This window comes from Stenotrophomonas sp. STEN063, assembly GCF_056854515.1.
Map to the genome: position 1 here is coordinate 37,989 of NZ_JBXFWF010000028.1, position 15,088 is coordinate 53,076.

The following is a 15,088-nucleotide window of genomic DNA, read 5'->3' on the forward strand; positions in this document are numbered from 1 at the left end:
ATTTCACTTCGATTCTCCGTACCAGATGCCACGGCCTTCGGTGCCGAAATAGACGCGGCCGGGAATACGCGTATCACCGGTGACATGGCGGATCACGCCGCCAAAGCGCTGCGCGTCGTTGTCGATGCGGGTCCAGCGGCGGCCACCGTTGTCGGAACGGTACAGGCCACGCTTGCCGGCCATCTCGCCGAATACGAACAGCACCGGCGTGTCACCCTCCTTGAGCGGCTTGCCGAGCCCGACCGAGAACACGTTGTCCAGGCCTTCCACACGGCGCAGCTTGCCCGGCGACCAGTGCAACAGCCCACGCCAGCCGGCGGCGACCCAGGCCTCCCCGGCCTGCCACGGATTCGGGCGGATCTCGGCACGGAACCAATCACCCACCGCGCCGACGCCGGCCTCGGCCTGACGGAATTCCACGCCGCCGTCGCCACTGACATACAGCGCACCGCTGACCGGATCGAAGCCGTAATACACGCCGGCCTCCAGCTTGTCCGCTTCCACCACCGCATTCTTCGGCAGGCCTTTCACCGCCTGCCAGCGGCCGCCGAAATCGGCACTGAGCCAATGGCCGCCATTGCGGGTCTGCCAGATCACCCGCTTGCCATCGGCGGCCAGGGTGATGCGGCCTGCACCTTCGCCATCGGGCGGCTCGTGCGCGAATGCCGTCCAGCTGCGCCCGCCATCCTTCGACCAGGCCGCACGCACCGCGCCTTCGGGGCGGTCATGGAAATAGCCGGTACGCACCATCAGCTGCGGTGCCTGCCCGGCATAGGCAAGGCTTTCGGTATTGGAGAAGCGCACGCCGGCAAACCGCTGCTGCGGCGTGTCCAGATCGTCATGCACGAAGCCGTCGATGTCGCCCAGGCCACTGACCAGGTGCGCACCCTGCGGCGGGCTGACCAGCGCCAGCGGAACGGTCTCCTCGAAGCCAGCCAACGGGAAACGCCAGGTCAGGCGCTTGCCGTCGTCGAAGCTGCGCAGGTCGCGCGTATCCCAGATGCCGTAGCCGGTGACGAACTGCAGGTGGCCAGGGTCGTGCGGATCGATCGCCAGCACACCCATCCAATGCGGCCGCGCCTCTTCGGTCCACGGTGCATAGGAGTGGTCGAAGTCGGCGCGCGTGGACAGCGCGGTCCAGCTGCGGCCGCCATCGACGCTGCGAAAGATGTCGTCATGCGGCGCGAAGCGATTGAAGGTGCTGGCGACGATACGCTGCGGGTCCTGCGGATCCACCGCCACCGCGCCCCAGCCGAAGCCGTCGCCCTGCAGGTCGGTGGACTGCGGCACCGGGGTGATGTCGGTCCATGCACCGTCGCGCGGATCAAAGCGCCACAGCGCACCGTTGTTCATGGTGTTGGGACCGGGCTGGTCGCCGTAGCTCAGCAACCAGCGGCCCAGGCTGTCGCGCACCATGTGGTTGGGGCGCAAGCCGGTCGGCTGGCCCGGCACTGCCTGCCAGCTGCGGCCGGCATCGTCGGAGCGGTACAGCGCGGTCTGCTGGGTCGAGACGCCGGCGTAGACCGTGCGCGATGCACCGTCGCCACCCTTGCTGTCTGGTTCGAAATTGATGAAGGCCACGCCGATGGCCTGCGCACCGCCCCAGCTCTGCGCGGTGGCTGCGGTGGATTTGGCGATTGCCGGGAACGACGTCAACTCGCTCCAGCTGACACCACCGTCGGCACTGCGCCACACGCCGTTGCCACGGGTACCGAACAACAGCACCTTGCCGTCGTTCGGGTCCACCGCCAGGCGCTCACCATTGGCACGGCCCAGTTCGTTGCCGCCCATCTTGAAGGGCAGTTCGGTGCGCTGGAAACTCTGCCCGCGGTCGTTCGAACGCAGGATCACGCCGTTGCTGCCACGCTCGTGCAGATAGGTGCCCACCGCCATGTACAGGCGTTCGGGGTCGGCCGGATCGACGGCCATGCTTTCCACGCCGAAACGGCCCTGGTCGCTGGCGTCCATCCAGTCCAGCAGGGGTTGCCAGCGCTGCTGCGCCGGCTCCCAACGGTACGCGCCACCGATATCGGTGCGCGCGTACTGCAGCCCCTGTTGCTGCGGGTGGAAGACCAGCCCGGTGACGAAGCCGCCGCCGCCGATGGCGACGTTGTGCCACTGGTACTCCGCTGGCGCCGCCGCGGGTGCGGACAGCGCGACCGGCGCTGGCAGCAGCATCGCCGCCGCCGCCAGCATCCACCGCCGCAGGAGCCCGGCGCCCGTGGCCGCGTGTTGCTGCGTACCACCCGTATTGAAGCGCCCGACACCTGCCATCACCGCACCTCCGTTCAAAGATCCAGGTTGGCCCGGATGCTCAATCCATAACGACGATCATTGACGTACCAGCCGTTGGGACGGCTGCTGCTGCCGTAGTAATCCGAACGCACCTCATCGAGCAGGTTGGTGCCGTCCAGGGTCAGCGACCAGATCTTGTTGAGGTTGATGCGCAGCGAGGCATCCAGCTGGCCGGTGGCGTCGTGGTACTGCGGCACGTGACCCGCATTCGGCGGCCGCGTGGTGACCAGCCAGGTATCACGCCAGTTGTAGGCGGCACGGAAGGACACACGTTCCTTTTCGTACATCAACACCACGTTGTAGCTCTTCTTCGACAGGCCTTCCAACGGCAGGTAGGAAATCTCGATGCCGTCGGTGCTGGCGGCGTCCGGTGCCGGTGCCTTGCTGTCCACGTAGGTGTAGTTGGCCTCGAAGCCCAGGCCGTCCAGCGCGCCCGGCAGGAAGGTGAAGAACTGGCGGTAACCGAGTTCGAAGCCCTTGATCTTGCCGTCCTGGCCGTTGGCGCGGGTCTGCAGCTGGAACTCGCGCACGCACTCCATGCTCACGCATGGACGGGTCTCACCGGTGGTGGAACCTTCCAGCGGCATGTCGAAGTTCGGGTCGAAGTAATTGGCGGCGATCGTGTCGTAGTAGTAGAAGCCGTCAACCTGCTTGTAGAACGCGGTGCCGTAGATCATCGAGCCCAGGCCGAAGTACCACTCCAGCGAGGTATCGAACTGATTGGAGTACATCGGATCCAGGTTTGGATTGCCGCGGCTGGCGTAGGAAACGCCACCGGTGTTGAAGTCGAAGAACGTGTCGTTGAGATAGACGTAGGGGTCCATCAGGTTGAAGTCCGGGCGCGACATCGCCCGCGAGGCAGCCACGCGCCACTGCAGGCTGTCGGTCAGGAACATGCGGAAGTTCAGGCTCGGCAACACATCGGTGTACGAGTGCTTGGCGTTGACCTGGTTGGTGTCGTTGGTGGCCGAATTCTGCGCCAGCTCATAACCGTTGACCGTGGTCTCGGTGCGCACCACGCGCGCGCCGACGTTAACGTCCCACGGGAAGCGCGCCGAGTCGTTGCCCAGGCGCAGCATGGCGTACGCGGCGTAGGTCTTCTCGGTGTACTCGCGGATGTCGGTGATCGGGTTGTAGGCGATCGGCTCGTGGCCGAACATGCGCACGGTGTTCTCGTAGTCGGCGACCATCTCGTCGCAGGCAACGTAGCCGGTCGGCAAGCCGCTGTTGCCACGGAAGTGGTCACTGAACGGGAACAGCCGGTAGCAGGCATTGGGGTAGTCGGCGAACGGCGCCGGAGTGAAGCTGCCCCAGGCATTGTCGGTACCAGCCGGTGCGATCTTCTGCCAGTTCCAGCCCGAGCTGCGGGTGATGGCGCTGCGGTCGGTGTAACGCACGCCCATGCGCAGGTCGTTGAGCAGGTCGCTGTCGAGGAAATCCCAGCGCAGGTCGGCGCGCCAGGAGAACTGGTCGGCGTCGTTGTTGTCACGCTTGTCCAGGTGCGAGTACCAGCCACCGTAGTTGCTGATGTCGCTCATGTAGCCATTGATCGGCTGGCCGGTCTCGCGGTCGAGCACGGTCACCGACGGATAGCGGCCGCTCATGTCCACGCGTACCGGCGGCACGCCGTACAGGCCGGACCAGCCACGCCAGTCATCCGGATCCACCTGGCCGGCGAGCAGGTCCACCCAGTAGTTGACGCTCTCGGTGGTGGCATCGATGTACTGGAAGTCGGTGGACAGGTGCAGGTTGTCATTGACCTGCCACTTGCCGCCCAGCGCATAGTCGGTGGTCACCGAGTTGCGCCAGTCCATGCGCGCGGTGGTGGTGATCAGCGCGTTGTTGAAGGTGCCGTACTGGAACTCGCCGTTGCCGTCGAAGCCGAACGGGTCGTTGAACGCTTCGTAGCCCGGGATGCTCGGCGAAACGAAGCCCCAGCCGTTGTTGGACCAGTTCACCAGGTCCTGGGTGTTGTTGTTGAGGTTGCCCACGCGCACGCTGTATTCGCGGTTGCGGAACTTGTAGTCCGAACGCAGCACGGTGCCGTAGATCTCGACGTCGTCGTTCGGCTTCCACTGCAACGCCACGTACTGGCCGTCACGCTCACGGTCACCGAAGTGGCTGTACATGCCGACTTCGCTGGGAATGACAACGTTCTGGCCTTCGTAGCCGGGTACATCGTCATAGGACAGGTAGCTGCCCATGTTGATGCGGTCTTCGCGGTACTGGCCTTCCTGGTGGGCAACGTTGAACAGCACGCCGAATTCACCGGCTTCGGTGTTCCAGCGGTTGGAGAACAGGATGGACGCCGAGGGCTGCAACGAGTCGCGCAGGTCCCACTTGTTGAGGGTGAAGCTGCCGGAGACCTTCATGCCGTCCTGGTCGAAGGGCATGCGGGTGCGCAGGTTGACCAGACCACCGAGGCCGCCTTCGATCATCTCCGCACTGGGGTTCTTGTAGACGTCCACACCGCCGAGCAGTTCGGCCGGCACGTCTTCCCAGCTCAATGCACGGCCGGCGTTGGCGGTGAAGATATCGCGGCCGTTGAGCTCGCTGCGCACCTGGGTGAGGCCGCGCACCATGATGCCGCTGCCTTCGCCCTTGTTGCGGGTGATCTGCACGCCGGTGATGCGTTGCAATGCCTCGGCGACGTTGTTGTCGGGTAGCTTGCCGATGTCCTCGGCCACGATCGAATCAACGATCTGGTCGGACTGTTCCTTGATGATCTGTGCCTTGGTCAGGCTGCCACGGGTACCGGTGACCTCGACCTTGTCCAGGTCGGTGGTGGTCGGCGTGGTGGCGGCTTCCTGTGCTTGAGCGGCGGCCGAAAGCAGCAGCGCCACACTCAGGGCAAGGACGGTCGGTTGCAGACCGCTACAAGCGCGGCGACGCGCGCTATTGGCCACCGTGAGGCGGCGCTGGAACGTTGACATGAATGTTCCCTCCCAGGACACATGACGACGATTGAGTTGTCCCCAGCACCGACGTCATTGCGCCTTTGGCACCAGGTGAAGCTGATTGAAAACCGCGTACCTGCACACCCCGCCATGGCCGGGCGCCCGACTTACCGCTCTCCACATCACTTTGCCGGTGGATCCGCATGCCCCCTGGCGCACGCGGGCCATGGCCCTGATACCAATGACCTGAAACAGCCACGGCGGCGAGCATAGGCGGGGGTACTCATTCCCGACCAATGAAAAAATGCGCAGGATGTATATCGGAAGTGAATACCCCGGTTCAGGCGACCGGCGGGTACAAGCGCCGCGCGGTCAGCCGCAGCGCCTCCAGCACGCGCTCGGCACCGGGGGACAACAACTGGTCGCGCCGGCGGATGATGCCGAAGAACTCCATGCGCACGTCCAGCGCGATCGGCAGGACCAGCATCTGCCCGGTCTGCAGGTAGGGCGCGACCGATTCGGCCGGCAGCGCGGTCAACATATCGCTGTGACGCAGCAGATGGATGGTGACCGGCAGCGAGGTGGTCTCGACGATGTTCTGCGGCGGCACCAACCCATGTTCCAGGAACACCGCGTCCAGCCGTGAGCGCAGCACGCTGCCATCGGGCGGCATGATCCAGCCGTACTCGACCAGATCGCCGTAGCCGACGCGCTTGCGCCCCGCCAACGGATGGCTGGCACGCACGATCACCGAGTGCGGCTCATCGGCCAGTGGCTCGAACTCCAGCTCACTGCTGCCTTCGGCGCCCATGATGCGGCCGACCACGATGTCGAGTTGGCCATCGAGCAGCTTGGCCACCAGCGGCCGGCTGTAGTCCATCTCGATCCGGATCAGGATGTCGGGGAAGTCGCGCTTGAGCGCGGCCACCGCCTGCGGCACCAGGTTGGTGCCGGGATTGACCACGGTGCCGATCGCGGCCTGGCCGGTGCGGCCACTGCGCAGCGCCGCGATCTCGTCCTGGGCCCGGCCGATCTCCGACAGCGCCGAACGCGCCCGGCGGATCAGCACCTGGCCGTACCAGGTCGGCTCCACCCCTCGCGCATGCCGCTCGAACAGCGGCACGCCCAGCAGGTCCTCCATTTCGGCCAGCAGCTTGGACGCCGCCGGCTGGGTCATGTTGGCCGCCTCGGCCGCGCGCAGCACCGAGCGCTGCTCGTAGAGATGCAGCAGCAGCAACAGGTGCCGGGTCTTCAAACGGGTGGCATTGAACCAGCCGGTGGTGGGTTGAACCATGCGTGCCGATCCCCTCGACTGAGTAGCTATTCGCCCAGCGAATACATTACGACAAAAATTTCATTTGTCGCACATAGGTTCTCACGCAAGGCTATGCCACGCTTCCGTCAGCACCGCCGCCGCCCTGCCGGGCCGGCGCGGCCAGTACCGACAGCAGGCTCCAGGGAGAAAGGGATGAAGGTTTCACTATCAGCCAGCGCCAGCAGCGCGGGCGGCCACTGTGTTTGCCGGGCCGGAGGCAGCCGATGAGCGCTCGCCTGGCCGGCAAGGTGGCAGTGGTGACCGGTGCCGCCAGTGGCATCGGCGCGGCCATCGCCCGCCTGTTCCATGCCGAAGGCGCGCAGGTGATCGGCATCGACCTGACTGTCGGCGATGCCGACGGCATTGAGCTGCTGCAGGGCGACATCACCGATACCGCCGCGATGCGCAGCCTGATCGAAGCCGCCCTCGAGCGCCATGGCCGCATCGATGTGCTGGTCAACAATGCCGGCGCCGATGTGTTCTCCGATCCGCTGGCATTGGACGACGCCCAATGGCAGCGCTGCTTCGCGCTGAACCTGGAAGGTGCCTGGCAGCTGTGCAAGGCCGTGCTGCCCGGCATGGTCGCGCAGCAGGCTGGCGCCATCGTCAACATCGCCTCGGTGCATGGGCACAAGATCATTCCTGGCGCATTCCCGTATCCCGTGGCCAAGCACGCCTTGATCGGCATGACCCGCTCGCTCGGCATCGAGTACGCCGCGCATGGCATCCGCGTGAACTCCATTTCGCCGGGGCTGATCCTGGTGCCACGCATCGAGGCCTGGTTCGAACGCGAACCCGGCGCCCGCGCGCGCCAGACCGCATTGTTGCCGCCGCGTCGCATCGGCAGGCCGGAAGAAGTGGCCTATACCGCGCTGTTCCTGGCCAGCGACGAAGCGCGCTTCATCAACGCCACCGACATCCTGATCGATGGCGGCCGCTCACAGGTTTACCACGACTGACATGACCGCCCTGCCCTTCCAGTTGCCCTTGATCGCGATCCTGCGCGGCATCACGCCGGGTGAGGTGGATGCACATGTCGATGCGCTGGTCGAGGAGGGTTTCGACGCGATCGAGATCCCGAGCAACTCGCCGGGCTGGGAGCAGAGCGTGCAACGCAGCGTGCAGCGCCACGGCCAGCACGCCTGCATCGGCGCCGGCACGGTGGTATTGCCCGAGCATGTCGACGCCTTGCTGCGTGCTGGTGGCCGGCTGATGGTCACCCCGAATACAGACCCGCAGCTGATCCAACGCGCGGTTGCCGAAGGGCTGCTGGTGGCGGCTGGCTTCGCCACCGCCAGCGAGGCCTTCCAGGCACTGCGCGCGGGTGCGCAGATGCTGAAGCTGTTCCCTGCATCCATCCACGGCCCAGCACTGATACGCGCCCTGCGCAGCGTGCTGCCGCCGGTCCCCCTTTTCGCCGTCGGTGGCGTCTCCCCCGCCACCCTGGCCAGCTATCTTTCCGCTGGTTGTCAGGGTGCGGGCACCGGCGGTGACCTTTATCAACCCGGCCAACCGGTGCAGACCACCCGCGACAACGCGCGTGCGTTCCGCCAGGCCTATCTGGACTACTCGGCATGAAGATCGTGCGTCTGACCACCTACCAGGCTGCGCCGCGCTGGTTGTTCCTCAAGATCGAGACCGACGAGGGCATCAGCGGCTGGGGCGAACCGGTGATCGAAGGCCGCGCAGCCACCGTGGAGGCCGCCGTACACGAACTCGGCGACTACCTGATCGGCAAGGACCCGGCCCGCATCAACGACCTGTGGCAGGTGCTGTACCGCGGTGGTTTCTACCGCGGCGGCGCGATCCTGATGAGTGCCATCGCCGGCATCGACCAGGCGCTGTGGGACATCAAGGGCAAGGCGCTGGGCGTGCCGGTCTACCAGCTGCTCGGCGGCCTGGTGCGTGACCGCATGAAGACCTATCGCTGGGTTGGCGGTGACCGTCCGGCCGACATCGTCAAGCAGATGCAGCATTACAAGTCGCTTGGCTACGACACCTTCAAGTTCAACGGCACCGAAGAACTGAAGCTGATCGACAGCCCACGCGCCGTCGACACCGCCATCGAGAAAGTCGCCACCATCCGCGACGCCCTCGGCAACAGCGTGGATTTCGGCATCGATTTCCATGGCCGGGTGAGTGCACCGATGGCGCGCGTACTGCTGAAAGAACTGGCGCCGTATCGCCCATTGTTTGTCGAAGAGCCGGTATTGCCGGAGCAATGGGAGTACTACCGCCCACTGTCGGAGGTCAGCAGCATTCCGCTGGCGGCCGGCGAGCGCATGTATTCGCGCACCGAGTTCAAGCCGGTGCTGGCAGCCGGCGGACTGGCCATCCTACAGCCGGACCTGTCGCATGCCGGCGGCATCAGCGAGTGCCACAAGATCGCCGCGATGGCCGAAGCGCATGACGTCGCGCTGGCCCCGCATTGCCCGCTCGGACCGGTGGCGTTGGCCGCCTGCCTGCAGCTGGACTTCGTCGCCCACAACGCGGTGCTGCAGGAACAGAGCATCGGCATCCACTACAACGAGGGTGTGGACCTGCTGGACTACGTCATCAACAAGGACGACTTCGCCTGCGACGCACAGGGCTGCATCGCGGCCCTGCCGAAGCCGGGCCTGGGCGTGGAGATCGACGAAGCACGCCTGATCGAAGCCAACAAGAATCCACCGCGCTGGCGCAATCCGCTGTGGCGCCACAGCGACGGCAGCGTTGCCGAATGGTGAATGCACAGGTGCCGCAGGTAACCGAAGCCGACGCACGGCTGCTGGTGGACAGCCGCTGCGAGCTCGGCGAAGGCATCCTCTGGTGCGACCGCCGCAATGTCCTGTACTGGACCGACATCCTCGCAGCACGCCTGTGGCGCTACGATCCAGCCAGCGGCCGCAGCCAGTACTGGCAGCTGCACGAGCCGCTAGGCTGCCTTGCGCTGGCAAACGATGGCCGCCTGCTGCTGGGCCTGGCCAATGGTCTGCATGCAGCCGACCCGGAAGCCCAGCTGCAGGACCGCGAACTCAGCCTGCAACTGCTGGCACAGGTGGAAGCCGACAACCCCAACACCCGCATCAATGACGGCCGTGCCGACCGCCACGGCAACTTCGTGTTCGGCACCAAGAGCGACCATGCCGACGGACGTCGCGGCGGCAGCTTCTACCAATGGAGTGCAGGCAAAGGCCTGCGCCGTCTGCCCTTGCCACACGCCGCCATTCCAAACGCGATCTGCTTCAGCCCTGACGGTGAGCGCATCTACTTCTGCGACTCGCCGCAGGCCAACATCATCACTGGCCGTTATGACCCGCACAGCGCACTGGTTGAAGAGCTGCAGGCATTTGCCAGCCTGAGCGAACCAGGCATCGAACCTGACGGCGCGGTAGTCGATGTCCAAGGTCGCGTATGGAACGCACAGTGGGGCGCAGGCCGGGTTGCCTGCTATTCCGCCGATGGCCGCATCGAGCAACTGGTTCACATCCCCACCCAGCACGCCTCCTGCTGCGTACTGGCACCCGGTGCGCTGTACATCAGCAGTGCCCGCGTCGGTCTGGATGCCGCCGCCTTGAGCGCGCAGCCCGATGCAGGAGGCATCTTTGTCTGGGAGCACCCGCAGTTGAAGGCAAGCGTGGATCGCGTGGAGTTGCCATGATCGCCGTGGACTGGGGTACCAGCAGCCTGCGCCTGTACCGCCTCGATGAGAGCGGCCATGTCTGCGAGCGCCGCCGCAGCGAACGCGGCCTGCAAGCCAGTGCCGGACAGTTTGAAGCGGTGCTTGCAGAAGAGATTGCCGGTTGGGATGACCGCTTGCTGCTCCTGTCCGGCATGGTCGGCAGCCGCAGCGGTTGGCAGGAAGTACCTTACCTGCCCTGCCCCGCCGGCATCGACGACCTTGCCGCTGCCTTGGTACCGCTGCAGGCACCGGGCTTGGCCGATCGCGCGTTATGGGTCGTGCCAGGTGTCAGCGATACCGGCGGCGACGCCGTACCCGACGTAATGCGCGGCGAAGAAACCCAGCTGGCCGCACTGCTGGCGGTACTGCCACGCGGCAATCATGTCGTCTGCCTGCCCGGCACGCATAGCAAGTGGGTTTCGATTGCCGATGGCCAGATACGTCGCCTGACAACGGCAATGACGGGCGAGCTATACGCGGTACTGCGCACCCACAGCCTACTGGGCAAGCTGATGCCCGAAGATGACAGCCGTTTCGACGCCTGGGCATTTGAAAGTGGACTCAAGCGCAGCCGGCAGAAGGGCGGACTTCTGCATCACCTTTTCGGTGTGCGCACCCTCGGCCTGTTCAACCAGCTGGAAGGCAGCGCCCTGCCGTCTTATCTGTCAGGCCTGCTGATCGGCCATGAGATACTTTCCTCCGGCGTACTCGAACACACCCCGCGCTTGTCGCAGGTGCACCTGATTGGCAGTGACCGCTTGCTGGCACTGTATGCACAGGCGTTGATTTCCTGGGGCATCGGCGTACAACGCCACCCGGAAGACCTGGCTGCGCGCGGCATGCATGCGCTGTGGCAGCGACGGTTGGAGCTGGGTGGTGTTTGAGCTTCAACGCGTTGTAGTGCGGAACTGAGCTGATCAACGGGCCAGGTCAACGCATGTAGCGTTTGGTGGAGCATCTTTCGCTGCCAAGCGCTCCTCTAGAAGCTCTCATCAACCGAACAAAGTTCGACGGAAGCCAAGCCGTTTTGGTTTTGGTTCTTGCTGTGGCTGTGGCTATGGCTTTGCCTTTGCCTTTGCCTTTGCCTCTGCCTTTGCCTCTGCCTTTGCCTCTGCCTTTGCCTCTGCCTCTGCCTTTGGCTTTGCCTTTGGCTTTGGCTCCTATCCCTTCTCCCGCTCGCGGGAGAAGGTGTCCCGAAGGGGCGGATGAGGGGGCTTTTGCTTTTTGGCTTTTGCAGGGCACTTCGCACTCACCCTCTCCCCAACCCCTCTCCCGGGGGGAGAGGGGCTTCAAGCAAGGCTTCAAGCAAGGCTCCAAGCAACGGCTTCCGCCTTACTTCTTGAACAACAACGCCAACACACTCGGCCGCAGCGCCAGCTTCATCATCTGTCGAAACTCAGCCGGCGTCAGACTGGTCTTGCACGGCAGCATGCCCGCAACACCGTCCATCACCAGCAGCCCTTCCTCGGCCTTCACGTCATTGATGCGCACATCCAGCTTCATCGCGGGGGTAGCAACCTTCATGCTCAAGCCTCCCAGTTGCCAAGACCGACGATCTCACGACCCGCAGCGCGTCCAGAGATCATTGCCTCGGTAAGGTACGAACCGTTCTGATAGAGATCGGAGAACATCGACCCCATCTCACCGGCTTCATACAGACGCGGGATGTGCTTGCCATCATGGTCCAGCACCTCGGACTTGATGTTGCGGCGCGCGCCACCGCCCGTGCACACGATTACCGGATCAATCCGCATGGCATAGAACGGCGCCTGCGCGATCGGGAACAAGGTCTCAGGGTTACGCCCGAAATCGGCATCATTCCTCGCTGCACAGGCCGCGTTGTAGCGCTCAACCTCGGCACGCAGCTTGGCCGGATCGCGGTTGATCTGCGCTGCCAACTCTTCCAGCGTATCGGCCTTCTGGATCCACCCTTTCTCCACTTCCACCGAATTGTCATCTGACCACGTGTAACCACGCACCACCGGGTTCCAGCTCATCACTTCAACCACCAGCTTGTTGTACTGGCAGGTGATGGCATCAAAGATCATATGCACCGGTTGCGCACGGTAATGCGGGGTGTCCACCCAATGACCGTGCTTCTTTTCCTTATAGTGCGTGAGCTGCAATTCGGCGGTTTCGTTGTAGAAGCGCTCGGTGTTCGCATCCACCTCGATCCAGCTGAAGCTCTGCCAGAAGAAGTTGCGCAGGAAGCCATTGACGAAACCTTCCGGCTTGAAGCCCGGCCAGATGCCACCGGACTGGCCCTGGTTACGCATATGCCACAGATCCGCACCGGCCTTCTGCAGGATCTTGATGCCGTCGCCGGTGTTGTGCGGCGTACCCAGCGGTGCCGGGTTGGCAAGACCAAAGTAATTGCGCTGCATGTCCAGGTTGGCCTCAAAGCCACCGGTCGCCATCACCACGCCCTTGTTGGCACGGATGGCCACGCGCTCGCCGTTCTGCTCGGCGATGACGCCGAATACCTCCAGCGTATCCGGGTCCTGCACCAGATCCTTGAGCGGCGACTCATAGGCGATCTGGATGCGCGGGCGCAGGCGGATATTCTCGCGGAAAGCGAGGTACACGCCGGATGGGATCGGCAGGATGGTGGCGGTGCAATGCACGGCCTCACGCGCACCGAACTCCGGGAACTCCAGCACCGCATCTCGCTCGGAGAAGCCGGTGCCGTGGATGAACTGCGCGCCGGCCTGGGCCGCACGCTCCTGGATCCACGGTTCCAGCGCTTCCATCGCCTCTGACCACGGCACCAGCATGTCCTCCGGGATCGGGTTGGCTACGCTCATCTTGCGCTGGTACTCGGCCAGCACCTTGGCGTTCCTGGTGATCAGCAACGACTGCCCGGCAACGCGGCTGTTGCCACCGGTCTCAGCCTCATTGGCCTTTTCCAGAATAAGAATGGACAGGTTCGGGTCCAGGTCGTGCGCCTCGATGGCGGCACACATGGCGGCCAGACCAAATCCGGCGATGACGAGGTCGTACTGCTGGTCCCACTGTTTGACGGCGTTGCGGCTGGCCATGGTGCCCCTCCGGGAGATGCGATCAGCCGACTATCGATGGCCTGCCCCGATTACCGCCAACCAATTCGAGTACGATCCACAACCATTGGTTGTTACCTCGTGCCGCCATGGACCTCCGCCAGCTTCGCTACTTCCTGTCCGTGGTCGAACACGGCAGCTTTACCCGCGCCGCCGCCGCCACCGGCCGCACCCAGCAGGCCCTGAGCAAGGGCATCCAGGCACTGGAGCAACAGCTGGGCGCCCGTTTGTTCGAACGCGGCAGCCGCGAGGCCCGGCTCACCGACGTCGGCCGCCTGCTGATGGAACACGCCCAGCCTGCCCACGACGCCGTGCGCCGCTTCGAGGACCGCCTACTCGAGCTGCAGACCGGCGCCGAAGGGCAAGTCCGCATCGGCACCGGCCCCAGTACCGCCGGCTCGCTGGTAGCACCGGCGGTGCTGGCGCTGCGGCGGCATTGGCCGAAGATCGGCATCCATGTCAGCAGCGGTATCCTGCCCGAACTGCTGCCCAGCCTGCTGGCGCGCGAACTCGATGCGGTAGTCACCCTGCACACCTTTGGCGATGGCGACCCCGACCCGCGCATCAAGAGCGAAGTGCTGATGCACGACGAGTACCGCGTACTCGCCAGCGTGCGTCACCCGCTGGCGCGGCAACGCGCCATCACGCCGGCGCAGCTGCTGGCGCAGGCATGGATTTTCGGCCGTCGCCTCGGCGCGGTGGAGGGCGCATTCCGCCAGCGCTTCCATGAAGCAGGGCTGGAGCCCCCGCTCAACACGATGGAAAGTGGTTCCCCCGAATTCATGCGCGCGATGATTCGTGATGGCGGCTATCTCACGTTGTTGCCCAGCCGTCTGGCGCAGGCAGAGCTGCTTGCCGGACAGTGGGTGAAACTGGATGCACCAGGGTTTTCCTGGCAGCGGCCGGTGATGGTTTACACGCGTGACGGCGAGCCGCAAAACGCGCCGCTGGCGAGATTCCTACAGGCGCTGCGGAATGCGGCGGAGTTGGCGCGGATTCGGGAAGTGGAGTAACGGCTTGAGCAAGCGTGGCGGAGCACTGGGTCGACTCCGGAATCGTCACGCGGCCTGGATGAACCGACGGAGGAATCATCGCGATCACGACATTCCAAGCGCCAATACGCCCGACGGGAAAGGGGTGTATTCGATATCACCGTGAACAAACGATCCTAAACTGGGAGGGAGGAGGTGATCGCAAGCCGCGCCGCATTTTGCAAGCCATTGTTTATACGGAGAACCACTCCCGTTTCAAAGCGGTTCGAAAGTGGGCATACTCAGCTTTACACCGCGTTTAGGCGGTCTACTAAGAGTTAGGTGCCACAAGAGGGTCCAATGATTGCTCCGGTCACAAAGCAGGAAGCTGAAACTCTTCGGAAAATATTGCAGAGCCCCATGGAGAGAATTGAGCTATTTCCAGAGGCAGATGCTTATGGCGCCTGGCTCAGCAAAATAGGTCGCTTCGTTAGCTCCAAAGGCGGGTCGTCTGCAATTGGCGTAGAAGAGTACAAGGCAGACTTCGAATTCTTCACTGCAAGCTCTGAGGAACAGTTGGCATTGCTCTTCCTCACTAAGCTGACCCCACTCGAACTTGTGTTCTTTGGTCAAAATTGGGTGATAAGTGTGTCCTCATACCCAGAGCATGAAGGCTCTCCATCTCTTGAGCGGTCAGTTCGCCTTTACGGGTCAGCCAAGATGGAGATCGCAAGCTAGTGTCTATCGCTTCGATGGCACCTAACAATTCATTCAAGCCGAACCGGTAGCTCCTTCGCTTTAGTGGACACCCTGACCTAACGATCAGGAGTATCCCAATGCCCCGCCCTGGCCCCAGAAGCACCTACCGCTATACCGATCATTTCAAGGCTACC

Annotated in this window: 12 protein-coding genes; 7 read left to right on the forward strand and 5 right to left on the reverse strand. The window is 64.0% G+C overall.

The features are described from left to right. Positions 1-3 precede the first annotated feature (3 nt). From AC1VWL_RS09575 to AC1VWL_RS09585, 3 genes are all read right to left on the reverse strand, one after another. Entirely contained in the window at positions 4-2,196 is a 2,193-nt protein-coding gene (locus AC1VWL_RS09575) for a cellulase (RefSeq protein WP_482986523.1), read from the reverse strand. Positions 2,197-2,288: 92 nt separating this feature from the next. After that, positions 2,289-5,228 (reverse strand): TonB-dependent receptor, encoded by a 2,940-nt coding sequence (locus tag AC1VWL_RS09580; RefSeq protein WP_482986512.1) that lies wholly within the window; start codon positions 5,226-5,228, stop codon positions 2,289-2,291. 304 nt (positions 5,229-5,532) lie between these two features. Next, a complete protein-coding gene (locus AC1VWL_RS09585) occupies positions 5,533-6,486 on the reverse strand; it encodes a LysR substrate-binding domain-containing protein (RefSeq protein ID WP_282267426.1) in 954 nt (317 codons plus the stop codon). Between the two features lie 245 nt (positions 6,487-6,731). Between AC1VWL_RS09585 and AC1VWL_RS09590 the strand changes: the two genes are divergently transcribed. The 5 genes from AC1VWL_RS09590 to AC1VWL_RS09610 are packed head-to-tail and all read left to right on the forward strand — an operon-like array spanning position 6,732 to position 11,052. Then, positions 6,732-7,466: an SDR family oxidoreductase gene (locus AC1VWL_RS09590; protein WP_482986513.1), complete on the forward strand. Its 735-nt coding sequence runs from the start codon at positions 6,732-6,734 to the stop codon at positions 7,464-7,466. Between the two features lies 1 nt (position 7,467). Then, entirely contained in the window at positions 7,468-8,085 is a 618-nt protein-coding gene (locus tag AC1VWL_RS09595) for a 2-dehydro-3-deoxy-6-phosphogalactonate aldolase (RefSeq protein ID WP_482986514.1), read from the forward strand. Beyond that, positions 8,082-9,233 carry a galactonate dehydratase gene (gene dgoD / locus AC1VWL_RS09600; protein ID WP_482986515.1) on the forward strand — a complete coding sequence of 384 codons (1,152 nt, stop codon included), beginning with the start codon at positions 8,082-8,084 and terminating at the stop codon, positions 9,231-9,233. The genes AC1VWL_RS09595 and dgoD overlap by 4 nt, the downstream gene beginning before the upstream one ends. Beyond that, on the forward strand, positions 9,227-10,147 hold the full coding sequence (locus AC1VWL_RS09605) for an SMP-30/gluconolactonase/LRE family protein (protein ID WP_482986516.1): 921 nt from the start codon (positions 9,227-9,229) through the stop codon (positions 10,145-10,147). Before dgoD ends, AC1VWL_RS09605 begins: the two co-directional genes overlap by 7 nt. Then, positions 10,144-11,052 carry a 2-dehydro-3-deoxygalactonokinase gene (locus AC1VWL_RS09610; RefSeq protein WP_482986517.1) on the forward strand — a complete coding sequence of 303 codons (909 nt, stop codon included), beginning with the start codon at positions 10,144-10,146 and terminating at the stop codon, positions 11,050-11,052. The genes AC1VWL_RS09605 and AC1VWL_RS09610 overlap by 4 nt, the downstream gene beginning before the upstream one ends. A gap of 448 nt (positions 11,053-11,500) precedes the next feature. Here the strand turns inward: AC1VWL_RS09610 and AC1VWL_RS09615 are convergent, their stop codons facing one another. Further along, the gene (locus tag AC1VWL_RS09615) at positions 11,501-11,692 is read right to left on the reverse strand and encodes a hypothetical protein (protein WP_282272769.1); all 192 of its coding nucleotides are present in this window, start codon (positions 11,690-11,692) and stop codon (positions 11,501-11,503) included. A gap of 2 nt (positions 11,693-11,694) precedes the next feature. Next, a complete protein-coding gene (locus AC1VWL_RS09620) occupies positions 11,695-13,206 on the reverse strand; it encodes an FAD-dependent oxidoreductase (protein ID WP_482986518.1) in 1,512 nt (503 codons plus the stop codon). A gap of 107 nt (positions 13,207-13,313) precedes the next feature. On the opposite strand from AC1VWL_RS09620, the gene AC1VWL_RS09625 reads away from it, so the two are divergent. Further along, positions 13,314-14,237: a LysR family transcriptional regulator gene (locus AC1VWL_RS09625; protein WP_482986519.1), complete on the forward strand. Its 924-nt coding sequence runs from the start codon at positions 13,314-13,316 to the stop codon at positions 14,235-14,237. 318 nt (positions 14,238-14,555) lie between these two features. Beyond that, complete coding sequence (locus AC1VWL_RS09630; protein WP_482986520.1) at positions 14,556-14,933, forward strand: hypothetical protein; 378 nt, start codon at positions 14,556-14,558, stop codon at positions 14,931-14,933. Positions 14,934-15,088 lie beyond the last annotated feature (155 nt).

Excerpts from the sequence above, each read along its gene's own strand:
- AC1VWL_RS09575 (WP_482986523.1), bottom strand. The coding sequence starts at position 2,196 with ATGCTGGCGGCGGCGGCGATGCTGCTGCCAGCGCCGGTCGCGCTGTCC.
- AC1VWL_RS09580 (WP_482986512.1), bottom strand. The coding sequence starts at position 5,228 with ATGTCAACGTTCCAGCGCCGCCTCACGGTGGCCAATAGCGCGCGTCGC.
- AC1VWL_RS09585 (WP_282267426.1), bottom strand. The coding sequence starts at position 6,486 with ATGGTTCAACCCACCACCGGCTGGTTCAATGCCACCCGTTTGAAGACC.
- AC1VWL_RS09590 (WP_482986513.1), top strand. The coding sequence starts at position 6,732 with ATGAGCGCTCGCCTGGCCGGCAAGGTGGCAGTGGTGACCGGTGCCGCC.
- AC1VWL_RS09595 (WP_482986514.1), top strand. The coding sequence starts at position 7,468 with ATGACCGCCCTGCCCTTCCAGTTGCCCTTGATCGCGATCCTGCGCGGC.
- dgoD (WP_482986515.1), top strand. The coding sequence starts at position 8,082 with ATGAAGATCGTGCGTCTGACCACCTACCAGGCTGCGCCGCGCTGGTTG.
- AC1VWL_RS09605 (WP_482986516.1), top strand. The coding sequence starts at position 9,227 with ATGGTGAATGCACAGGTGCCGCAGGTAACCGAAGCCGACGCACGGCTG.
- AC1VWL_RS09610 (WP_482986517.1), top strand. The coding sequence starts at position 10,144 with ATGATCGCCGTGGACTGGGGTACCAGCAGCCTGCGCCTGTACCGCCTC.
- AC1VWL_RS09615 (WP_282272769.1), bottom strand. The coding sequence starts at position 11,692 with ATGAAGGTTGCTACCCCCGCGATGAAGCTGGATGTGCGCATCAATGAC.
- AC1VWL_RS09620 (WP_482986518.1), bottom strand. The coding sequence starts at position 13,206 with ATGGCCAGCCGCAACGCCGTCAAACAGTGGGACCAGCAGTACGACCTC.
- AC1VWL_RS09625 (WP_482986519.1), top strand. The coding sequence starts at position 13,314 with ATGGACCTCCGCCAGCTTCGCTACTTCCTGTCCGTGGTCGAACACGGC.
- AC1VWL_RS09630 (WP_482986520.1), top strand. The coding sequence starts at position 14,556 with ATGATTGCTCCGGTCACAAAGCAGGAAGCTGAAACTCTTCGGAAAATA.